The sequence below is a fragment of the Acidisoma sibiricum genome, assembly GCF_057837225.1.
The window spans coordinates 2,932,225-2,951,195 of the sequence record NZ_CM174445.1 but is presented as its reverse complement, the minus strand read 5'-3'; the positions used below and the strand labels follow the sequence as shown (position 1 = coordinate 2,951,195).

Genomic DNA, 18,971 nt, shown 5'->3' with positions numbered 1-18,971 from the left:
GTCCATGCTTCTGGTGATCGATGCCGGAAATACCAACATCGTCATGGCCGTGCATGATGGCGCGTCCTGGCGCGGCTCCTGGCGCATTTCGACGGATGATCAGAGGACGTCGGACGAATATGCCGTCTGGCTGTTAACGCTGCTGCGCCATACCGGGCTGAACCCGAAGGACGTCAACCGCGCGGTGATCGGTATCGTGGTGCCGGCAGCCCTGTATCACCTGCGGCGCCTGTGCCGCGAGTGGTTCGAGGTTGAGCCGCTGATCGCCTCAGCGGAGCTGGACTGGGGTTTTGAAATCCGCAGCGATTCGCCCACCGAAGTCGGGGCGGACCGCCTGCTCAATACGCTGGCCGCCCATCAGATATACGGTGGTCCTTTGGTGGTTGTGGATTTCGGCACCGCCACCAATTTTGATGTGGTGGATCAGGATGGAAATTTCGTCGGCGGGATTATCGCGCCGGGCGTGAACCTTTCGATCGAGGCTTTGCACAAGGCTGCAGCGCGGTTGCCGCGCATTGCCATCGGCCGGCCTCAGGTCGTGATTGGACGTTCGACTGTACCCGCCATGCGCTCCGGTATTTTCTGGGGCTATGTCGGCATGGTTGAGGGGCTGGTGGCCCGCATTCGCGGTGAGTTCGGTGTGCCGATCAAGGTGATCGCAACCGGCGGCCTCGCCCCCCTCTTTGCCGAAGGCACCACGATTTTTGAATCGATTAACCCCGATATCACGCTGGAAGGGATGCGCTTGTTGGCGCTGCGCAATTCCGCTCCCAGCCTACCCAAGGACTGGAAGCGCCATTCCACAGGAGATTGACTAAGGATACCGGACTAATGACCAGTTTTGACGGCGATCTCGCTTTCCTCCCGCTTGGGGGAACTGGCGAGATCGGCATGAACCTGAACCTCTACCGCTGCAATGGGCAGTGGTTGGCGGTTGATTGCGGCCTGGGCTTCGGCGGCCCGGAACATCCCGAAGTGGATGTGATGGTGCCGGACGCGAGCTTCATTGCCGAGCGGCGGGACAAGCTGCTTGGCCTTGTCATCACCCACGCGCATGAGGACCATCTGGGGGCTGTCGCCTGGCTCTGGCGCAGCCTGCGCTGCCCGGTCTATGCGACGCCCTTCGCGGCCGCCGTCCTGCGGCGCAAGCTGACCGAGGCCGGCCTGCTGGCCGAGGTGCCGCTGCATGTGGTGCAATCCGGCGATACGCTGACGCTCGGTGATTTCGAGATCGAATTCGTCGCCATGACGCATTCGGTGCCGGAAGCGCAGGCGCTGGCCATCACCACACCCTATGGGCTGATCCTGCATAGCGGGGACTGGAAGCTTGACCCCGATCCGGTGGTGGGTCCCGTCTCGGACGAAGCGACGCTGAAGCGCCTGGGCGACCGTGGCGTGCTCGCCATGATCGGCGATTCGACCAATGCCCTGGTCGAAGGCCATTCCGGCTCGGAAGCCGAGGTGCGCCGCGCTCTGCCGGGCCTGATCCGCAATCTGACCGGGCGGGTGGCGGTGACCTGTTTCGCCAGTAACGTCGCGCGGCTGGAAAGCATCGGCCTGGCCGCCAAGGCCGTCGGCCGGCAGGTGGCGATCGCGGGCCGGTCTTTGCGCAATATCGAGGCGGCGGCGCGCGAATGCGGCTATCTGGCCGATCTGCCGCCCTTCCTGAGTGAGGATGCGGCGGCCGATGTGCCGGATGACAATCTTCTGCTGATCCTCTCTGGCAGCCAGGGCGAAGCGCGCAGTGCCATGTCGCGCGTGGCCGCCGACACCCATCCGCGTATCGCGCTGGGTGAGGGCGATACGGTCATTTTCTCCAGCCGCGTGATCCCCGGCAATGAGCGGGCGATCAGCCTGGTGCAGGACAATCTGGTGCGCCGCGGCGTGCATCTGATGACCGACGAGGACCATATGGTCCATGTCTCGGGCCATCCGGCGCGCGATGAGCTGCGGCGGATCTATGCTCTGGTGCGGCCACAATATGCGGTGCCGGTGCATGGCGAATGGCGGCATCTGACGGCCCATGCCAGCCTCGCCCGCGAGGCGGGGTCAAAGCCGCTGATGCTGGAAGACGGCGATATCCTGGAGCTGGCGCCCGCCACGCCGCAGATCATCGACAGCGCGCCGGTCGGCCGCTTTGCCGTGGACGGCAACCGTCTTGTGCCGATGACCGGCGGCGTGCTGGCCGCCCGCCGGCGGATGCTGTTCAACGGTGTCGTCATCGGCAGCCTGGTGGTGGATGAGCAGGGCCGTATCCGCGGCAATGCCCAGATCAGCGCGCCGGGCCTGTTCGATGCCGAGGACCCGGAGCGCGCGCGCATGGAGGCGGAATTCACCGCGGCCGTCGCCGACCTGCCGGCGCCCCTGCGCCGGGATGATTTTGCCCTGGCCGAATCGGCGCGGGCCTCTCTGCGCCGCACGATCGGCAAGCGCGTGCAGAAGCGGCCTTTGGTCGATGTGCATTTGATGCGGATCGCCGGTTAAACCGGCCAGCGGCTGAGGCGGTGTTCATGGTCCAGCGGGCCAGACGGCGCCGAATCAGCCGCGGAGTCGGCAAAGGCCCAGCCCTTATCGGTGAAGCCTCTGCAAACCGCAGAGCGCAGATCCGATCCCCGGAGGGTGAAGGGCTTGAGTGTGACAGGCCTCTTGCGGCTCCGAACAACAGCCGGTAGGAAGGCCTTCATCAGAACCGTGGGCGCATAGCTCAGCGGGAGAGCACCACCTTGACACGGTGGGGGTCACAGGTTCAATCCCTGTTGCGCCCACCACGGTTCTGAAAATCTCCCCCCTTTCTACAGATGATATGCGTTTTCTGATGTGGAGTTGCGCGCCATAGTTATGGCTGCGTAACTATTTCCATAATGCTTTGATTACAAAGTATTTTGTGGGGAAATAACCGGTTTCGCCCGACCCGGGGCCGTCCATAAATCTCGCGACCTCGTGATATCTGTGAAATGATACGTAATCATATTGATTCGTCATCGCAATAACTCACGGTTTCGCCAGCTGTCTTGCGTTGCCGCTAATAGACGACCCTGAGTTGTGGTTTTTATTGACTAATACACGCATAGGTAGCAATATCCGCCCACAACCAGAGGGTGTAGGCCAATGCGTGTGCTCCTTGTCGACAACGACGCCCAAGCCGCTTCGACCATCCAGCGGTCGCTGAAATCCAGCGGCGCGGTGCTGGAGCATGTCGAGACCGGGGAAGAGGCCTTCCAGCTCGCGAAGCGCTACGACTATGACGCGCTGATCATGGACCTCATGCTACCCGACACCGATGGCTACGAAGTTATCCGGCGCCTGCGATGGAGTTCGATCGCCGTGCCGATTCTTGTCCTCTCCAGCCTCACCCGGCCGCAGGCCAAGGTGAAAGCCTTCTCCCTTGGCGCCGATGATTTCCTGGCGCGGCCCTTCGATGAAAGCGAGCTTGGGGCCCGCATTCAGGCTCTCGTGCGTCGCTCCAAGGGGCTCAGCCACTCCAAGATCACCTTGGGCCCTATCGTGCTTGATATGGATTCCAATATCGTCGCGGTGAATGGCGAGACGGTCCATCTGACCGAGAAGGAATACCGCATCCTGGAACTGTTGTTCCTGCGCAGTGGCAGTATTGTCGCCAAGGAATCCTTCCTCAATCACCTCTATGGCGGTAATGACGAGCCGGATATCAAGATCATCGATGTCTTTGTCTGTAAATTGCGCCGTAAATTGGCTCAGGCCGGGGCAGGGGACGTGATTACGACTGTCTGGGGCCGCGGCTATATTGTGCGGGATGCAGCGCCCACGGCCCAGCCAGTCGTGCGCCCCATGGCCCAGCCTTTGGCCGCTCAGGCGATGTCGCTGGCCTGAAGGCTCAGAAAAGCGGAAATTGCGCCTCGGTGCTCTGGCGCCGGGGCGCAATGCGTTTTAGGTTGCGGCCGACCTTAAACGGACAGGTGGCCGAGCGGTTTAAGGCAGCGGTCTTGAAAACCGCCGTACGTGTGAGCGTACCGTGGGTTCGAATCCCACCCTGTCCGCCAATTCGGAACAGAGCTGGGCATACGGCAATATTCAGACTGCCGCCTTGGTTCTTGGCGAAACGGCCAGCCCAAGGAAGACGAGAACGGCCTGGTTGAGCCGGACCACGTCCTCGTCGTCCAGCCGCCCGATCCGTTCGCCGACCTTGGACTTCGGGACGGTGGTGATCTTGTCCACCATCAGCCGGCAGGAAGAGCGCAGCCCATTGTGCTCGTTCGGCTCGACCGGAAGCCGGAACAGGGGCGCTTCGGTCGGGTCGGTGGTGAAGGCGCAGATTGTAACGGAGTCCGTCGCGTCGAAGCTGTTGTCTTGCACGATGACGACAGGGCGCGGCTTGCCCGCATAGTCCTTCCCGCCGGAGACGGTCCAGATATCGCCCCGCCTCATTCATCGTCCCAGCCGGAGACGGCGTCGATGAACGCCTGATCCTCGGCCGCATGGGCACTCGCCGCCACGGACAGCGATTGCCGGTGCGCCTCAGCCCGGAAGGATGGCGCGCGCACGTCCGGCACCCAAATCTGGATAGGCCGCAAGCCCTGCGCGCGCAGCCGGTCGCGGTGTTCTTGAACCTTTACCTTAGTGGGCTTCGCGCCCTTCGCCTGCGCCATGACTCGATCCCCCAGACATGGTTACATGTAACTTATTATGAGGCGCTCTGATAGGGGAAGCGGAATTCGGTTTAGCAACGCATTCCGGGAGAACTCGCGGCGAGACACACATTGCGTGTCATCCCATTGAATTTCCGCTCAAAGCCCTCCCTCTCCGGCCTTCACGCACATTGACGAAAACCGGCGCACATTGCGGAATCGGGTTCCAAGTCATTGAAAACAAACAACCGTTTCGCGCCGCAATGCGCGGCCTTTTATCTTGCCCTCTTAATCGGAGCTGCTCCGACCACCAGCGTCACCGTTGCCCAAAAGAGCTACTTCGTCCTAAATAGCGCAACGAAAATGCAGCGGGATGGCGCCATGAAAATCATGTCGGCGCGAGAGGCGAAGAATGGCTTTGGCCTGATGATCGACACCGCGCGTGCAGAGCCGGTGCTGATCGAAAAGCACGGGCGCGGCGTGGTGGTGGTGGTCTCAGTGGAAGAATATGAACGGCTTTCCGTGCAATCTGGACGCGCGGATAAGGGAACGGCGACGACGAAGAAAGGGGCGGCGGGGAAATCATGAGGCCATACACACGCTCGATCATTGAGCTATTTGACGGTAAGAAACGCTACCTCATCCCGCTGTACCAGCGGCAATATGCTTGGAGCGTTTCGCCGCAGCTTGAACTGCTGTGGGAAGACATCGAGCGCGCGGTCGCGCGGTTGAAAACCGACCGTCAGGCGACAACGCCGCATTTTATGGGCGCTATCGTCATTGCTCAAATCAAAACGTTCGGAAAGCAGGTCCAAGCCTTCGAAGTTATCGACGGACAGCAGCGACTGACCACCTTCCAACTGCTGCTCGCCGCCCTGCGGGACGTGGCGAACGCGCACGGTTCAGATTATGGCCAAGAGGTCAACAAGCTGCTGTTCAACGACGGTGTAATGGAAACGCCCGGGGTTGAACGCTTCAAATTGTGGCCCACGCTCACGGACCGGAGAGTCTTCGTCCACATGGTCGATCCGACTGCCGACCTGGACGCGATCGGTGCTGCTCCCAAGGATGAGGATGGCGTCGTCCGACCTGCGGTTGCTGCTCATGCCTGGTTCAAGGCGCAGATTGAGAAGCACGTCCTGGCCGACGGCGCATTCGATCTGTTCCGACTGGAAAAGCTATTCGAGGCGCTACGCGATGGGTTGGCGGCCGTCTCCATCGAGTTGGAAGGTGGGGACGATCCGCAGACCATCTTTGAGACGCTCAACAGCCGCGGCGTGGATCTCTCGGCGGGCGACCTGATGCGTAACTTCATTTTCCAGCGCGCCAAGGGACTCGGCCAAGAGCACGGTTCCCTGAAGATCGACGATCTTTATTCGAAACACTGGCTACCGCTCGACCGCTGGTTCTGGCGCGTTGAGGACACGCGGGGGCGTCAGACCAAGCAGCGGTTGGACTGGATGTTGGTCGATCATCTTTCGATGAAACGAGCCGAGGTCGTGTCGATTGATCACCTCTTTGAAAGCTATCGGCGTTGGATTTTGAACGACGCGCCATTCCCCTCCGTTGAGCAGGAGTTGGTGTCTATTTCGAACAGCGCCGCGATCCTTCGCCAGATCGTAGAGCAGGGCGCCGATGACGTGCTAGGACGCCTCGGGCGATTCGCCCGGGCCTTCGATGTCTCCACAGCGATGCCGCTGGTGTTGTATTTGGCGACCGACGGCAATGCAGGTGACGCTCTTGCGGGTGCTGTCGCGATGATCGAGGCGTTCATCCTACGACGCGACATCTGCGGATTGACGACAAAGAACTATAACCGGCTTTTCATCGACGTGCTGGACAAGGTTCGGCGTTCAACTCTGCCGCCGTTGCAAGCGTTGGAGGTGCAGCTTTCCCTCGGAGACAGTGACATCAACCGCTGGCCCAACGACGAGGAATGGAGGGCGGCATGGCTGGGCCACGATCAGTATAAGAGCGCCCGCCAGCCGCGATTGCGTTATCTCTTCGAAGCGATCGAGAAGGCCAAACGGTCAGCACTCAGCGAGGAGATCGAGATCAAATCCGAATTGACGGTCGAGCACATCATGCCTCAAAAGTGGCAGCAGTACTGGCCGGTTCCAGGGTTCGAGCAAGTGCCAGAAGGTGAAGTTGATCCTGACCAATTGGCTCGTGAGACGGAACGGGCTCAGGCGATTAACAAGCTCGGCAATCTGACTCTGCTGACCCATGCGTTGAACGCCACAGTGTCGAATGGTCCCTTTTCGGCCAAAATGCCGGCCGTGCGATCCCATGCCAGCTTGGCACTAAACCGGGAACTAAACGCTTTCGACCATTGGGACGAGGGGACGATTCTAAAACGCGGCCAGGCGTTGTTTGAGGTGGCCCAGAAAATCTGGCGTGGGCCGATCGAGCGTGAGAAAGCCTTATCGGCGGAAGTTCCGGCTGCCGCAGCGTAAGTGGTGCGGCGTGGTGCGGCGGCGTCATAGTAGTATGGCGTAAACGTAGTGATCATCGCTATCGGGCGTGGCCCGCCAATGCGGCGTTCCGGTCCTTTTCTTCGCGAAAAGCTGGTTCCGACACTAGGTCCTTCCGGTCATCGCCTGGGCGTCGGAGCGCAAAGCCTCGGGCTGCCAGGAGGATCATCGCAGCCTTGTGGGTGTGACGACCCCTCAGTCCGGGCGACCCGCCTGTGCGGCGGACAAGCGGGTGTCAGCACCCAGGCCGAAAGCCGTGACACCTGGGAGCAGGAGGCCTAGGCTTGGTCCCAAGACCAAAAAAGGAGGGCATCGTGACCAGTTACAGTCAGAATTCTGCCGAAATGCAGCATTTAATCCGCGCAGGCGAGGCTCAGGCCGCCGCGACGCTCACGGCCCATGTCTTGGGAACCATCAAATCCGCCGATACCATCCCGGACGTCGTTCTGGCCTATAAGGAAGTCTACAGGGCCATGTTCGGCCGCGAGCCCTGATCCTTCGCCGCAAAAGCCGCGCCACGTCATAGGACGCAGAAATTCAGGGACCATTGCCCAGGCTCTGCTGGCTATGCATGCCCTGAACTTCGACCCGCACGCCATTCCCGAAACCCCATCCCGCGCTGCCGCTTTCGGCCGCGCCCGATTTCCCGTTGATGGCGGCATTTGCGGCCGCCGCGGCCGATGACCCGGACGCGGTGGGAGGATTGCCGGCGCCCTGGCTAATCGACTGAGACGAGGGCAAGGTGATGCCGGCCGACCCTTGGATATAGGGGCCTTGAATGGGCTGAGCCCATGCGGCGGGCGCTGCCGTCACCAGGACAGCAAGGCTGCAGAACGCATACAGGCGGCAGGCGGTGGCGGTGTTCATCTCTCTGTCACCTCAGCCCAGATTTGGCGGCCGGTCATCCGAGCGCCCACTATACCGGCAGCAGACCTGATACGCGCCTGCGTGACGGACGCGGCGCGATCTGCCATTGAGGCTGAAACGGAAGGTGCGGCGGATATTGTCAAGCTTCGATTCTAAACGGGTGGTGACCTATGCCATCGCGGATATTCACGGGCGGCTCGATCTGCTGAACCGCCTCCTCGACCTGATCACGGCTGATGCCACGGACCGCGGGGCCCGGGCCAAGATCATCTTCACGGGCGACTATGTCGATCGGGGCCACGACTCCTATGGCGTCATCGAACGGCTGATCGCCGGTCCCGAGCGCGCCGAGGATGAATTCCTCTGCCTGCGCGGCAATCACGACGATCTCTTCGTCCATGCCGTTACCACGGGTTCCATGGTGCCAGACTGGGCCTGGTTTCTGTTCAATCATACGCTGGAAAGCTACGGCCGAGCGCGCGACGGTCTGACGATGGCCGATCGGCTGCGCCGGCATGTCGATTTTCTGTCTCGCCTGCCGCTGACCCATGACGATGGCACCTATCTTTTCGTCCATGCCGGCATCCGGCCTGGTGTTCCGCTCGCGGATCAGGAGGAGGAAGATCTCCTCTGGATCAGGGCCGAGTTTCTCGACTATCCCGGCGCGCTGCCCCGGCGTGTCGTCCATGGCCATACCATCATCGGCGACCGGCCCATCTTCGCGGGCAACCGCATCTCGGCCGATACCGGCGCCTACCGGTCCGGTTTCCTGACCGCCATCGTGCTCGACGGCGGCGAGGAGAGATTCCTCCAGGCCGTGGGCGAGCCGGATCGCGGCGCCGTGGACCGCGAGCTTATTCTGAGCGAAACCATGCAAAGCGGCGGCGTCTTTCCTGGCCTTGAGCGGCGACCCGGCCTGCTCAGGCCAGCCCGGTCGCTGGCCTAGAGACGCGGCGGCATTGAATAGCCATGCATGCCGCGCCGCCGATCGACCCGAGCCCTTTGCTGAACCGGCTCAAGCTGCGCCAGCTGGTGCTGCTGCTGGAGATTGAGGCGACCCGCAACCTGCATCGCGCGGCGGAACGCATCCATCTGTCCCAGCCATCGGCCACCAAGCTGCTGCAGGAGATGGAAAACGCGCTCGGCGCCCAGCTGTTCGAGCGGACGCCCCAGGGCATGGTGCCGACCGCCTTCGGCACGCTGACCGCGCGCTATGCAAGGCTGATGCTGTCCGATCTGTCGCGCCTGCAGCAGGAACTCGCGGGGCTGAAAACCGGCCTGTCCGGCCAGGTGAGGATCGGCGCCATCGTCGCCGCGGTACCGGATTTCCTGTCGCCGCTGCTCGCCCGCATCGTGCAGGACCACCCGACCATCGGCCTGTCACTGGCGACCGATACCAGCGACGCCTTGCTGGTGGAGCTGCAATCCGGCCGCCTGGACCTGATGATCGGACGGCTTCTGGGCGCCGACCGCCAATCGGGTCTCGACTGCGTGGCGCTTGGCACCGAAGCGCTGCGCGTAGTGGCCGGGCCGGACTGGCAGCCGGATGGCCGCGCCATTACCAGCCTGGCCGATCTCGCCGGGGAACGCTGGATACTGCAGGCCGCGCCCAGCCCCATGCGGCGCGCCATCGAGGCCGCCTTCACGCTCGCCTTGCTGCCGGTCCCGTCGCATCAGATCGAAGCCTCCTCGGTGCTGGCGACCGTGATGCTGCTGCAGCATAGCCGTCTGCTGGCCGTCCTGCCGCATAGCGTCAGCCGGCATTTCCAGGCGGCCGGCATGCTGGTCGAACTGCCGGTGACGATCCCCGACCTGCTCGGTCCCTATGCGCTGATTACCGCCATTGACCGGGCGCAGACGCCGACGGTCGCCCATGTGCATGGCGTCATCCTGTCAGCCGCGATCGGAAATCCTGATCGAGTGGTTCCAACTCGCTAGTGGCGGCATGCCCGGTTCAGGCCAAATACTCCCCCAAAGACAATAACGTCGCCCGAGCCCCGATCGGCCGGGCACGAGAAATCGAGGGAGGACTCCGCCTGATGCATGTCCTGATTCTGGGCGCTGCCGGCATGATCGGCCGAAAATTTGCCGAAAGCCTGGCCGCGCAGCCGCTTGACGGCGCTGCCGTCCGTCGCATGACGCTCGCCGATGTCGTGCTGCCGCAAGTGCCTGCGGGCTTTGATGGCGCTGCCGAAACGCTCGCGGTGGATGTGGCCTCACCTGACGCGATCACGGCGCTGCTCTCGTCAAAACCCGATATGATCTATCATCTGGCGGCGATCGTGTCCGGCGAGGCGGAGGCCAATCTCGAGAAAGGCTACAAGGTCAATCTGGACGGCACGCGCCTGCTGCTGGATGCGATCCGCCATCAGCATGACAAGGACGGCTGGACGCCGCGCTTTGTCTTCGCGTCCTCGAACGCGGTCTTCGGCGGCGACTTTCCTGATGTCATCGGCGATGACTATATCGTGACGCCGCAGACCAGCTACGGCACGCAGAAGGCGATCGGCGAATTGCTGCTGGCGGATTACACGCGCCGCGGCATCGTGAAGGGTATCGGCCTGCGCCTGCCCACCATCTGCGTGCGCCCCGGCAAGCCGAATGCGGCGGCCTCGGGCTTTTTCTCCGGCATCATCCGGGAGCCGCTGGTCGGGCTGGAAGCGATCCTGCCCGTGCCGGATGAGACCCGCCATTGGATGACGAGCCCGCGCTCGGCCGTCGGCTTCCTGCGCCATGCGGCGACGATGGATCTGAGCCGCCTCGGTGACCGGCCGAACCTGTCGATGCCGGCTTTGTCGGTGACCGTCGCGGAGCAGATCGCGGCGCTGGAAAAGGTCGCTGGTCCGCGGGCAACGGCGCTGATCCGGCGCGTGCCAGATGCGACCATCGCGCGGATTGTCGGTGGCTGGGCCAGAGCCTTTGATCCGAAGCGCGCTCTGTCGCTCGGCTTCACGACCGAAAGCAGTTTCGAAGCAATCATCCGCGCCCATATCGAGGATGAACTGGGTGGGGAACTGCGTCATGTCTGAGTCTTTGACACGCGACAACTGGCCGATCGCGGCCGCGATGATCCAGCAGCAGAACATCCTGCCCGACGGCAGTTCGGTGCAGGATCAGCCGGCCGAGGCTTGGGCCGCGACGCTGGCCGATGTCAGCGACGCCGGCTTCACTGAACTGGACCCGACCGATTCCTGGCTGCGCATCGCGGACCTCTCGCCGTCACGGCTGGATGAGTTCATGGCGGTGGTGAAACAGGCCGGGCTGACGATTCCGGCCATCTCCACCGCGCGGCGCAGCGTGATCGATGCGGAACACGGCGACGACTATCTCGCCTATAGCCATCGGTTGCTCGATACGGCCGCAAAAATCGGCGCGAAAGCCGTGTCGTTCGGCTTGTTTCAGGCGCTGACACCCGCACAAAAAAAGGCGCTTTGGTTCTGGACCGTTCAAGGACATGTCGACCCGGATGATCCCGCTGTCTGGGCCAAGGCAGTTTCACGCATTCGCGAACTAGGCCAGCACGCGGCGTCTCTTGGACTCGAAGTGTCGCTTGAGATGTATGAGGATACTTACCTGGGTACCGCCGATAGTTCGGTCCGTTTCGTGACGGATGTCGATCTGCCGAACGTGAAGCTCAATCTCGATTTCGGCAATCTGGTTCGCCTGCATAGGCCTGTCGAGCACTGGCTGTCGATGATGCAAAAAACCGCGCCCTATGCCGGTTACTGGCATGTCAAAAACTATTTCCGCACCGAGGATGAGACAACCGGCCTTGTCGTCACTGCTCCGGCGCCGCTGGAATTGGGCGTCATCAACTACCGCGTTGCGATCAAGATGGCGATTGCCCATGGATTCCGCAGCGCTTTTCTGGTGGAGCATTACGGCGGTGACGGGCTGAGCGTGAGTGCCACCAACCGGAACTATCTGCGTCGGATTCTGCCAAAGCATATCTGACCGATCGATCGGGGCTGATTATTTGTCGCACGGGGACCAGGCCGAAAGAGCCTGGCCCTCAGGGGGAGCATGCACATGAACCGTTTCAAGGACGTGGCTTTGCCACGAGAACAGACAGACACGCGCTATATCACCTATCTTGTCATCGTGGCCCTCGCCGGCTGGGGGCTCGCCTCCTATGACGTCAATCTTCTGGTGCTGGTGCTGCCGGATATCGCCAAGGGCCTGCATATCTCGCAGACAGGCGTAGGTCTGCTCGGCTTTTTCGTGTTCGGCGCCCAGTTCGTCATCACGCTTTTCGCCGGCTATATGATGGATCGCTTCGGCCGGCGGCGGGTCTGGATGATCTGTCTGTTGGGCACGGCGATTTTCACGGGCCTCACCTGCCTGGTGCAGGGATTCTGGGAACTGGTGACAGTGCGGGCGCTCGCCTCCGGTCTCGCCTATTCCGAACTTGCCGTCTCCATCACCATCGTCAACGAACAGGTCCCGGCGCAACGCCGCGGCCTGCTCTATTCCATCGTCCAAGGCGGGTGGCCGCTCGGCGTGTTTCTGGCCGCGGGCGTTTATCTGCTGTTCGGCGGCATGGGCTGGCGGTTTGTCTTTCTGCTCGGCGTGCTGCCGGTCGTGGCCGTGATCGCCGGGCGGATCTTCATTCGCGAATCTCCCCGCTTTGAACAGGAAAAGGCAAAGGCGGACGGGTTGCCGAAGCCCTCGCTGCGCGAATTGTTTCTCGAAACCGGGGCCATCCGCCGGCAGCTGTTCCTGCTCGCGGTGACCTGGGTTTTTTATGGTGCCAGCTATGTCGCGACCAATTTCTACATCAGCTACTGGCTGACCACGGTCAAAGGCTTCACCGTCCAGGGCGCCAGCGCGCTCTTGCTGGTTTGCGGCGGCATCGGCTTCTTTTTCTACATCATCGGGGGATTGCTCGGCGAACGCTTCGGACGGCGCGAAGTGATCATCGTCTCAGGCATTCTGGTCGCACCGCTCTCGGTCGCGATGATCTATGTCCATCAGCATTGGCTGCTGCTGATCATGTATTTCCTGCTTTACCAGGCCACCAATGGCACCTGGTCGGGGGCTGGCTACGCCTATCAGGGCGAGAGTTTCCCGACCCGCCTGCGTGGCACCGCCATCGGCTTCCTCTCGGCGATGCAGGTCCTGGGCTTCGTGGTCGGCAGCCTGCTCTGGATCGGCATTTCGACCTATGGGCAGCCGGTGCTGACCTGGCTGGTGGTCGCGACCCTGATGTCGCTCGGCATGTGGTGTACCCTGCTGCTGCGCCGCATTCCGCCTGGCCAGGAGCTTGAGGCGATCATCGACTGAGCAGCCGTCGCGCGCGGCCGCTAAGACGGCAGGCCAGTGCCGCTATCGGCCTGGTCTGCACCGTCTTCCACAAGCCTGTAGCGGAAGTCGCAATGGCTGGCGCCACCCATGATGGTCTGCGTTCGGGTCAATTTCATCCGCGGATCGTAGCCTTCGCAAAAGGCGCCGTCCCGATTGCAGGACAGCACATGGCCGATCTCGCCCAGACCCATTTCACGATAGGTCTCGGCATAGCGGCAGCGGCGGACATTGAAATCGAACTGTGTGTCGGTCGCCTGCAGCACCTCGATGGTCAAGGCATCATCCTGCGTCCACAGGTGCAGCAGTTCCTCGAAGGTCTTCAGGCTGGTGCCGCCCGGCGTTTGGGCGGCAAAGCCCTGTCCGGCGCTGATCGCGGCATCGCGGATGGCGCGGTCGAGGATAGACCGGGCGCGCGCCTCGCCGATCTCCGCACACATGGCATGATAGATCGGGGCGATCACCGCCGCCTCGATGCGCCGGCGGGCCAATATGCCAAGCCCGCCGTCAAGCGGTATCGCGGGCGGCGTCTCAACGGGGTCGTTCATCGCGGCCGTGCTCCCAATCATCCCACAAGCTTGCCGCTGATAGCCCTCCCGTTCAATCGCTTTCCCGCTGCCGGCTGACCCTGCGGTCAGACGCCGGCGCCACCCTTCATCAGCACCTTGATCGAATCGAGCGAATTCGCGAGCCGGATGGCTTCGTCCCAATCTGCGAAGGCAAAGTCATGCGTGACGATGCCATTCGATGTCACCAGCCCGCGGGACAGCAGGTCAATCGCAATCGGGTAGCAATAGGGGCCGAGATGGGCGCCGCGAATATCCAGCTCCTTGCGGTCTCCGATGATGGACCAATCGACCGAGGTCTCCTTGCCGAAGACGGAGAATTCCACGAACCGGCCAAGCTTGCGAATGAGCGACAGACCCTGCACGACCCCGGAGGGCGAGCCCGTCGCCTCGATATAGACATCGCAACCATAGCCGCCAGTCGCTTCCTGCACGATGGCGAGCGCGTCCTGCTCGGCCGGATTGATGGTGATATCCGCGCCGAAGCCACGGGCCAGCGCCAGCCGCTCCGGCACCATGTCGATCACGATCAGCTTCTTCGGCGTCTTCAGCTTCGCGACCTGCACCATCATCAGGCCGATGGGACCGGCGCCGGCAATGACCACGACATCATCGAGCTGAATATCCCCGCGCTGGACCGTATGGATGGCGCAGGCCATCGGCTCGATGATGGCGGCATCTTCCAGCGACAGGGACGGGGGAATGACATGCACGCGCGCCGTTTTCGGGATCAGCATGTAATCCGACATGCCGCCATCCGCGACATCGCGCTGGAAGCCGAAGATATGGTGGACCTCGCACATCCAGTACGAACCGCTGCGGCAGTAGCGGCAGCGATCGCAGGGCACGATCTGTTCCGCGATGATGCGGTCGCCCGGCTGCACGCCGAAATGCGCGGCCGCATCCGGCCCCATTTCATCCACCACGCCGAAGAATTCATGTCCTGGCACCACGGGCGCTTTCACCCAAGGGTCCGCGCCCCAGAACATCTTGGCCCCGGACCAGCATTTGCAGTCGCTCGCACAGATGCCGCAGGCGGTGATGCGAATGACCATCTCCCCAGGACCGGGTGAGGGCCTGTCCTTTTCCTCGACCCGGTAATCCTCGGGCCCATGGCAGACGATGGCCGTCATGCGATTGTTCTTCAGGCTCATCGCCCGGATCTCCCTATGTCAGAGACAGGTGCTGTGCGGCCAGGCGCGTACCATGCAGCAGGGCCAGTCCCGTTGTGGCGTCAAACAGATGCAGGTCATGCGGGGCGAAGCCGAGGGGAATGATGCTGCCTGTCTGGGCCGCTACGCGCTGATGGCTGACCGCCACGATCAGGCGTCCGCCCATGTCGAGCGCCACATGCGCCTCATCCCCCAGCCAATGGTTGGAGATGACGGTCGCCTGCCAATTACCCTGTCCCAGCGTGATGGCATGGGGCCGCAGGCCGAGCACGACCTCCGTGCCCAGCGGCGGCAGGGTGACACCGGGCAGGGACGCGCGCACCCCGTCATCGCCGTCCAGATACAGGCCGTCGCCCTCGACCATCGCCGGCAGCGCATTCATCGGCGGCTCACCGAAAAAGGTCGCGACGAAGAGATTGGCCGGCTGCTCGCGCAACTCCGTCGGCGTGCCGAATTGCTGCAGCACGCCGCCTTCCATGACGGCGATGCGGTCGGCCATGGCATTCGCCTCGGTCTGGTCATGGGTGACGAGGACGGCGGTGAGGCCGCGGGCCTTGGTCAACGCTTTTACGCGGCCGCGCAGCACGGCACGCAATTGCGGTTCCAACTGGCCCATCGGCTCATCCAGCAGATGCAGCTCGGCGTCACGGGCGAGCGCGCGGGCAAGGGAGGCGCGCTGCTGCTGGCCACCGGAAAGACCTGCCGGCTTGCGTTTGAGGATGGCGCCGATTTCCAGCAGATCGGCCAGTTCCCGCACGCGCTGGCGCGGATCAAACCCTGGCTTGCTGGCAAGGCCGAAGCCGATATTGTCTTCGACCGTCAGCGGCGGATACAGCGCATAGCCCTCAAAGGCCATGGCGACGCGCCGCTGCGCGGGCGGCAGCCCGTCAATCCGCCGGCCGGAGAGCGTAATGCTGCCCTCGGTCACCGCTTCAAACCCCGCGATCATGCGCAGCGTGCTGGTTTTGCCGCAGCCCGAGGAGCCAAGCAGGGCGATGAATTCGCCGTCATTGACCTGCAGCGTCAGATCGCGCACGGCGCGCACACTGCTTTTGCCATAGGCCTTGCTGAGATGATCGAGCATCAGCATCAGGCGGCCTCCTCGGTCGCAACACCCATCTGGCCGGCAAGCAGCCCGCTCTCAGCATCGTACAGCAAGGCCGTCCCGGCCGCAGGGCGGAACCAGACGGCGCTGCCGGCTTCAGGTGGTTCACCCACCATGCTGGCCAGGATGTCCTCGCCACTGGGCAGGCGCAGCAGCAGCACGACCTTGCCGTGCAGCGGTGTGATGGCCGCGAGCGTCGCCTGCGCCGCGCCAGGCGCGGGTGAGGACAGGATGTCGATGCTTTCCGGGCGCAGGCCGAGCAGCGCATCACGCCCGGCAAGCGTGGCCCCCATGGGGACGGTCAGATCAAGACCGAAGACCGAGACATGGACGCCGTCATGGCCCAGCACCGGCCGGCAGGGGATGAGATTGAGCGGCGGATCGCCGAACAGCTTGGCGACCGCCACCGAGGCGGGTGCGGCATAGACCTGCTCCGGCCCGTCCACCTGCACGATGCGCCCGTCGATCAGCACCGCAATCCGGTCACCCAGTGCCATCGCTTCCCGGTAATCCTGCGTGACATAGACCGCCGCCGCATTCGCACGGCGCAGCAGCCGCGGCAGTTCCATGCGCATTTCATAGCGCAGCTTGGCATCCACATTGCGCAGCGGATCATCCATCAGCAGCACACGCGGCGATCCCACCAGCGCGCGGGCGAGGGCTGTGCGCTGCTTCTGCCCATTGGACAGTGCGCGCGGCTGCTGCCCCAGCACATGGCCGATCTTGAGCAGCGTCGCGATGGCGCTGACCTTCTCCTCAGTCTCCTTGGGTGGCAGTTTGCGGGCCTGCAGCGGGCTCGCGATATTCTCGGCCGCAGTCATATGCGGATAGAGCGCGAAGTTCTGGAAGGCGACGCCGATGCTGCGCTTTTCCGGCCCGGCGGTGGAGACGTCACGCCCGCCGATGATGACGCGGCCGGTGGCATTGGGGTCCAGCCCGGCGATGGCGCGCAGCAGCACCGTTTTGCCCGAGCCCGAGGGTCCGAACAGCACCAGCGTTTCGCCGGGTGCGACCGCCAGGTTGATGCCGTGCAGGACGGTGGTCTTGCCGAAGGCGGTGCGCATGGCCTGCACCTGGAGGCCGTCGGTGGCGGTGACAGCGCTCATCCTTTGACCGCTCCCAGGCTGAGCCCTTCGACCAGCCAGCGCTGCGCATAAAGGGCAAGGGCGAGCGTCGGCAGGATGGAGAGCACAATGGCAGCGGCGATGATGCCGTATTGAATGCCGGAGGCGGTGACGAAGGCGAGCGCCCCCACCGTCACCGGCTGCTTGTCGGCCGAGGCCAGGACAAGGGCAAAGACGAAATTATTCCAGGCAAAGATGAAGGATAGGAGCGCGGCCGCGGCAATGCCGGGCCCCGCCAGGGGTATCGCGATGCGGGTGAAGGCGCGCCACCAGGAATGGCCGTCAACCCGGTAGGCATATTCGATGTCGGGGCTTGCATCCTCAAAATAGCCGCGCACGATCCACAGGATCAGTGGCAGGCAGATGAGCTGATAGATCCAGATGAGGCCGACATAGGTATTGCTGAGGCCGATATCCTGAAAATAGAGGGTCAGCGGCAGCAGCACCAGGAGCGGTGGCGCGAAGCGGAAGGAGAGGAGGGTGAAGGCGATATCCTCACCCCCCCGAAAGCGGAAGCGCGCGAAAGCATAGGCCGCCGGCACGCCCAGGATGAGTGCGACCACGACCGAGCAGGTGGAGAGCAGAACGGAGTTCCAAAGATTGTGCAGGAAGGTGATGTTGATGATGCCCGTGGCGGTATTCAGCTTGCCCGACAGCAGCGCCACATAATTCTCCAAAGTCAGATGCGGGGTCAATGTGGGTGGCACCTGCAGGACCGTCTCATTCGTCTCGAAGGACATGAGTACGATCCAGAAGATCGGGAACAGAAAGAAGACAACCACCAGGGTCAGGGCGATGCCGCGCAGCATTCGCCACAGCCTATCAGCTCGCGCCATGAGCACGCTCCCGCAGCTTCATCCATTGCCGCACGAAGACCTGGCTGAGCACATAGGTGATGGCCCAGAGAATCATCAGGATGGCAGCGGATCGGCCGACATTGGTATAGGAAAAGAATTCGAGATAGGCCCTGACCTGAAAGACCAGAAGACTATTGCCGGGTCCGCCTTGGGTCATGGCGTAGATGATGTCGAACTGCTGAATACTATCCAATGTTCTAAACAAGACGGCCGTGAACAGGAAGGGCGTCAGCATCGGCAAAGTAATGCGCAGAAAAACGAAACCGGCATTGACGCCGTCCAGTCGTGCGGCCTCGAAAGGCTGCTGCGGCAAAGAGCGCAGCCCGGCCAGCAGCAGGATCATCATGAACGGCGTGTAAACCCAGATATCGACGAGCACGACGGTAAACATCGCCGTATGCGGGCTCGATGCCCATTTGAAATTCGTCACCCCGACCAGCGATATCAGCCAGCTCAACACGCCGAAGCCGGGATTCGTCATCAGCTTCCACATGAGCGCCGCGATCGCGGGGGCTGTCATCAGCGGCATGAGGAGCGCGATGGAGATGATGTTGTTAAGCCGCGTCCGCTCCCGCAGCAGCAGCGCAATCCCCAGGCCCAGCAGCAGCTCCAGCACCACGGTCGCCACCGTATAGGTGAGCGAGACGGAAATCGTGTTCCAGAAGTCAGGGTCGGTGAACAGGCTGATATAGTTCTTGAACCAGATGAAGCTCCGCATATAGGGCATCGAGAGATTGTAGCGCTCAAGACTGTACCAAACGGCCGTCAGGAAGGGCACAAGGATGCCGATGCAGACCAGCAAGGCCGGCAAGCTCAGCAGATAGGGCAGGGCGCGCGGCAGGATCGGCCGTCGCGGTGGTGCGGGTGTCGTCACGGGCGTTTGGGACATTCCATGTTCTCC

At 62.6% G+C, this 18,971-nt stretch carries 20 protein-coding genes and 2 tRNA genes; 13 read left to right on the top strand and 9 right to left on the bottom strand.

Annotated elements, in window-relative coordinates:
- The first annotated feature begins 4 nt into the window (after window positions 1-4).
- The 5 genes from AC3G7M_RS14090 to AC3G7M_RS14070 all read left to right on the top strand — a co-directional run bounded on the left by AC3G7M_RS14090 (window position 5) and on the right by AC3G7M_RS14070 (window position 4,019).
- A complete protein-coding gene (locus AC3G7M_RS14090) occupies window positions 5-814 on the top strand; it encodes a type III pantothenate kinase (protein WP_489212736.1) in 810 nt (269 codons plus the stop codon).
- A gap of 17 nt (window positions 815-831) precedes the next feature.
- Window positions 832-2,484, top strand: a complete 1,653-nt coding sequence (locus AC3G7M_RS14085) for a ribonuclease J (protein ID WP_489212735.1) — start codon at window positions 832-834, stop codon at window positions 2,482-2,484.
- Window positions 2,485-2,693: 209 nt separating this feature from the next.
- Window positions 2,694-2,768: transfer RNA gene (locus AC3G7M_RS14080), tRNA-Val, on the top strand.
- Window positions 2,769-3,108: 340 nt separating this feature from the next.
- On the top strand, window positions 3,109-3,849 hold the full coding sequence (locus tag AC3G7M_RS14075) for a response regulator transcription factor (protein WP_489212734.1): 741 nt from the start codon (window positions 3,109-3,111) through the stop codon (window positions 3,847-3,849).
- A gap of 80 nt (window positions 3,850-3,929) precedes the next feature.
- Window positions 3,930-4,019, top strand: a tRNA-Ser gene (locus tag AC3G7M_RS14070).
- Window positions 4,020-4,050: 31 nt separating this feature from the next.
- Here the strand turns inward: AC3G7M_RS14070 and AC3G7M_RS14065 are convergent.
- Both AC3G7M_RS14065 and AC3G7M_RS14060 read right to left on the bottom strand, forming a co-directional pair.
- A complete protein-coding gene (locus AC3G7M_RS14065; RefSeq protein ID WP_489212732.1) occupies window positions 4,051-4,404 on the bottom strand; it encodes a type II toxin-antitoxin system PemK/MazF family toxin in 354 nt (117 codons plus the stop codon).
- A complete protein-coding gene (locus AC3G7M_RS14060) occupies window positions 4,401-4,625 on the bottom strand; it encodes an antitoxin MazE family protein (RefSeq protein ID WP_489212730.1) in 225 nt (74 codons plus the stop codon). The genes AC3G7M_RS14065 and AC3G7M_RS14060 overlap by 4 nt, the downstream gene beginning before the upstream one ends.
- 213 nt (window positions 4,626-4,838) lie before the next feature.
- On the opposite strand from AC3G7M_RS14060, the gene AC3G7M_RS14055 reads away from it, so the two are divergent.
- The 3 genes from AC3G7M_RS14055 (at window position 4,839) to AC3G7M_RS14045 (ending at window position 7,572) form a co-directional block, all read left to right on the top strand.
- A complete protein-coding gene (locus AC3G7M_RS14055) occupies window positions 4,839-5,192 on the top strand; it encodes a type II toxin-antitoxin system prevent-host-death family antitoxin (protein WP_489212729.1) in 354 nt (117 codons plus the stop codon).
- Complete coding sequence (locus tag AC3G7M_RS14050; RefSeq protein WP_489212728.1) at window positions 5,189-7,060, top strand: DUF262 domain-containing protein; 1,872 nt, start codon at window positions 5,189-5,191, stop codon at window positions 7,058-7,060. The genes AC3G7M_RS14055 and AC3G7M_RS14050 overlap by 4 nt, the downstream gene beginning before the upstream one ends.
- Before the next feature lie 332 nt (window positions 7,061-7,392).
- Complete coding sequence (locus AC3G7M_RS14045; RefSeq protein ID WP_489212727.1) at window positions 7,393-7,572, top strand: hypothetical protein; 180 nt, start codon at window positions 7,393-7,395, stop codon at window positions 7,570-7,572.
- 43 nt (window positions 7,573-7,615) lie between these two features.
- On the opposite strand, the gene AC3G7M_RS14040 is transcribed toward AC3G7M_RS14045, so the two are convergent.
- Window positions 7,616-7,945 (bottom strand): hypothetical protein, encoded by a 330-nt coding sequence (locus tag AC3G7M_RS14040; RefSeq protein ID WP_489212726.1) that lies wholly within the window; start codon window positions 7,943-7,945, stop codon window positions 7,616-7,618.
- Between the two features lie 136 nt (window positions 7,946-8,081).
- On the opposite strand from AC3G7M_RS14040, the gene AC3G7M_RS14035 reads away from it, so the two are divergent.
- From AC3G7M_RS14035 to AC3G7M_RS14015, 5 genes are all read left to right on the top strand, one after another.
- Window positions 8,082-8,891, top strand: a complete 810-nt coding sequence (locus tag AC3G7M_RS14035; protein WP_489212725.1) for a metallophosphoesterase family protein — start codon at window positions 8,082-8,084, stop codon at window positions 8,889-8,891.
- Window positions 8,892-8,914: 23 nt separating this feature from the next.
- Window positions 8,915-9,883, top strand: coding sequence for a LysR family transcriptional regulator (locus tag AC3G7M_RS14030; protein WP_489212724.1), 969 nt, complete (start codon window positions 8,915-8,917; stop codon window positions 9,881-9,883).
- 101 nt (window positions 9,884-9,984) lie between these two features.
- Window positions 9,985-10,974: a D-erythronate dehydrogenase gene (denD, locus tag AC3G7M_RS14025; RefSeq protein ID WP_489212723.1), complete on the top strand. Its 990-nt coding sequence runs from the start codon at window positions 9,985-9,987 to the stop codon at window positions 10,972-10,974.
- Window positions 10,967-11,899, top strand: coding sequence for a sugar phosphate isomerase/epimerase family protein (locus AC3G7M_RS14020; protein WP_489212721.1), 933 nt, complete (start codon window positions 10,967-10,969; stop codon window positions 11,897-11,899). Before denD ends, AC3G7M_RS14020 begins: the two co-directional genes overlap by 8 nt.
- 75 nt (window positions 11,900-11,974) lie before the next feature.
- Complete coding sequence (locus AC3G7M_RS14015; RefSeq protein WP_489212720.1) at window positions 11,975-13,228, top strand: MFS transporter; 1,254 nt, start codon at window positions 11,975-11,977, stop codon at window positions 13,226-13,228.
- A 20-nt stretch (window positions 13,229-13,248) separates the two neighbouring features.
- Here AC3G7M_RS14015 and AC3G7M_RS14010 read toward each other — a convergent pair whose 3' ends face one another.
- The 6 genes from AC3G7M_RS14010 to AC3G7M_RS13985 all read right to left on the bottom strand — a co-directional run bounded on the left by AC3G7M_RS14010 (window position 13,249) and on the right by AC3G7M_RS13985 (window position 18,959).
- The gene (locus tag AC3G7M_RS14010) at window positions 13,249-13,794 is read right to left on the bottom strand and encodes an L-2-amino-thiazoline-4-carboxylic acid hydrolase (protein ID WP_489212719.1); all 546 of its coding nucleotides are present in this window, start codon (window positions 13,792-13,794) and stop codon (window positions 13,249-13,251) included.
- 86 nt (window positions 13,795-13,880) lie between these two features.
- On the bottom strand, window positions 13,881-14,966 hold the full coding sequence (locus AC3G7M_RS14005; protein ID WP_489212717.1) for an alcohol dehydrogenase catalytic domain-containing protein: 1,086 nt from the start codon (window positions 14,964-14,966) through the stop codon (window positions 13,881-13,883).
- Window positions 14,967-14,979: 13 nt separating this feature from the next.
- Window positions 14,980-16,074, bottom strand: coding sequence for an ABC transporter ATP-binding protein (locus AC3G7M_RS14000; RefSeq protein WP_489212715.1), 1,095 nt, complete (start codon window positions 16,072-16,074; stop codon window positions 14,980-14,982).
- Window positions 16,074-17,195: an ABC transporter ATP-binding protein gene (locus AC3G7M_RS13995; RefSeq protein ID WP_489212714.1), complete on the bottom strand. Its 1,122-nt coding sequence runs from the start codon at window positions 17,193-17,195 to the stop codon at window positions 16,074-16,076. The genes AC3G7M_RS14000 and AC3G7M_RS13995 overlap by 1 nt, the downstream gene beginning before the upstream one ends.
- The gene (locus AC3G7M_RS13990) at window positions 17,192-18,049 is read right to left on the bottom strand and encodes a carbohydrate ABC transporter permease (protein WP_489212713.1); all 858 of its coding nucleotides are present in this window, start codon (window positions 18,047-18,049) and stop codon (window positions 17,192-17,194) included. Before AC3G7M_RS13990 ends, AC3G7M_RS13995 begins: the two co-directional genes overlap by 4 nt.
- On the bottom strand, window positions 18,036-18,959 hold the full coding sequence (locus AC3G7M_RS13985; RefSeq protein WP_489212711.1) for a carbohydrate ABC transporter permease: 924 nt from the start codon (window positions 18,957-18,959) through the stop codon (window positions 18,036-18,038). Before AC3G7M_RS13985 ends, AC3G7M_RS13990 begins: the two co-directional genes overlap by 14 nt.
- Window positions 18,960-18,971: the final 12 nt, after the last annotated feature.

What these genes read in the sequence shown, in the direction of transcription:
- AC3G7M_RS14010 (WP_489212719.1), bottom strand. Translation starts at nt 13,794, where the DNA reads ATGAACGACCCCGTTGAGACGCCGCCCGCGATACCGCTTGACGGCGGG.
- AC3G7M_RS14065 (WP_489212732.1), bottom strand. Translation starts at nt 4,404, where the DNA reads ATGAGGCGGGGCGATATCTGGACCGTCTCCGGCGGGAAGGACTATGCG.
- AC3G7M_RS14090 (WP_489212736.1), top strand. Translation starts at nt 5, where the DNA reads ATGCTTCTGGTGATCGATGCCGGAAATACCAACATCGTCATGGCCGTG.
- AC3G7M_RS14085 (WP_489212735.1), top strand. Translation starts at nt 832, where the DNA reads ATGACCAGTTTTGACGGCGATCTCGCTTTCCTCCCGCTTGGGGGAACT.
- AC3G7M_RS14060 (WP_489212730.1), bottom strand. Translation starts at nt 4,625, where the DNA reads ATGGCGCAGGCGAAGGGCGCGAAGCCCACTAAGGTAAAGGTTCAAGAA.
- AC3G7M_RS13995 (WP_489212714.1), bottom strand. Translation starts at nt 17,195, where the DNA reads ATGAGCGCTGTCACCGCCACCGACGGCCTCCAGGTGCAGGCCATGCGC.
- AC3G7M_RS14020 (WP_489212721.1), top strand. Translation starts at nt 10,967, where the DNA reads ATGTCTGAGTCTTTGACACGCGACAACTGGCCGATCGCGGCCGCGATG.
- AC3G7M_RS13985 (WP_489212711.1), bottom strand. Translation starts at nt 18,959, where the DNA reads ATGTCCCAAACGCCCGTGACGACACCCGCACCACCGCGACGGCCGATC.
- AC3G7M_RS14075 (WP_489212734.1), top strand. Translation starts at nt 3,109, where the DNA reads ATGCGTGTGCTCCTTGTCGACAACGACGCCCAAGCCGCTTCGACCATC.
- AC3G7M_RS14000 (WP_489212715.1), bottom strand. Translation starts at nt 16,074, where the DNA reads ATGCTGATGCTCGATCATCTCAGCAAGGCCTATGGCAAAAGCAGTGTG.
- AC3G7M_RS14005 (WP_489212717.1), bottom strand. Translation starts at nt 14,966, where the DNA reads ATGAGCCTGAAGAACAATCGCATGACGGCCATCGTCTGCCATGGGCCC.
- AC3G7M_RS14040 (WP_489212726.1), bottom strand. Translation starts at nt 7,945, where the DNA reads ATGAACACCGCCACCGCCTGCCGCCTGTATGCGTTCTGCAGCCTTGCT.
- AC3G7M_RS13990 (WP_489212713.1), bottom strand. Translation starts at nt 18,049, where the DNA reads ATGGCGCGAGCTGATAGGCTGTGGCGAATGCTGCGCGGCATCGCCCTG.
- AC3G7M_RS14030 (WP_489212724.1), top strand. Translation starts at nt 8,915, where the DNA reads ATGCATGCCGCGCCGCCGATCGACCCGAGCCCTTTGCTGAACCGGCTC.
- denD (WP_489212723.1), top strand. Translation starts at nt 9,985, where the DNA reads ATGCATGTCCTGATTCTGGGCGCTGCCGGCATGATCGGCCGAAAATTT.
- AC3G7M_RS14050 (WP_489212728.1), top strand. Translation starts at nt 5,189, where the DNA reads ATGAGGCCATACACACGCTCGATCATTGAGCTATTTGACGGTAAGAAA.
- AC3G7M_RS14015 (WP_489212720.1), top strand. Translation starts at nt 11,975, where the DNA reads ATGAACCGTTTCAAGGACGTGGCTTTGCCACGAGAACAGACAGACACG.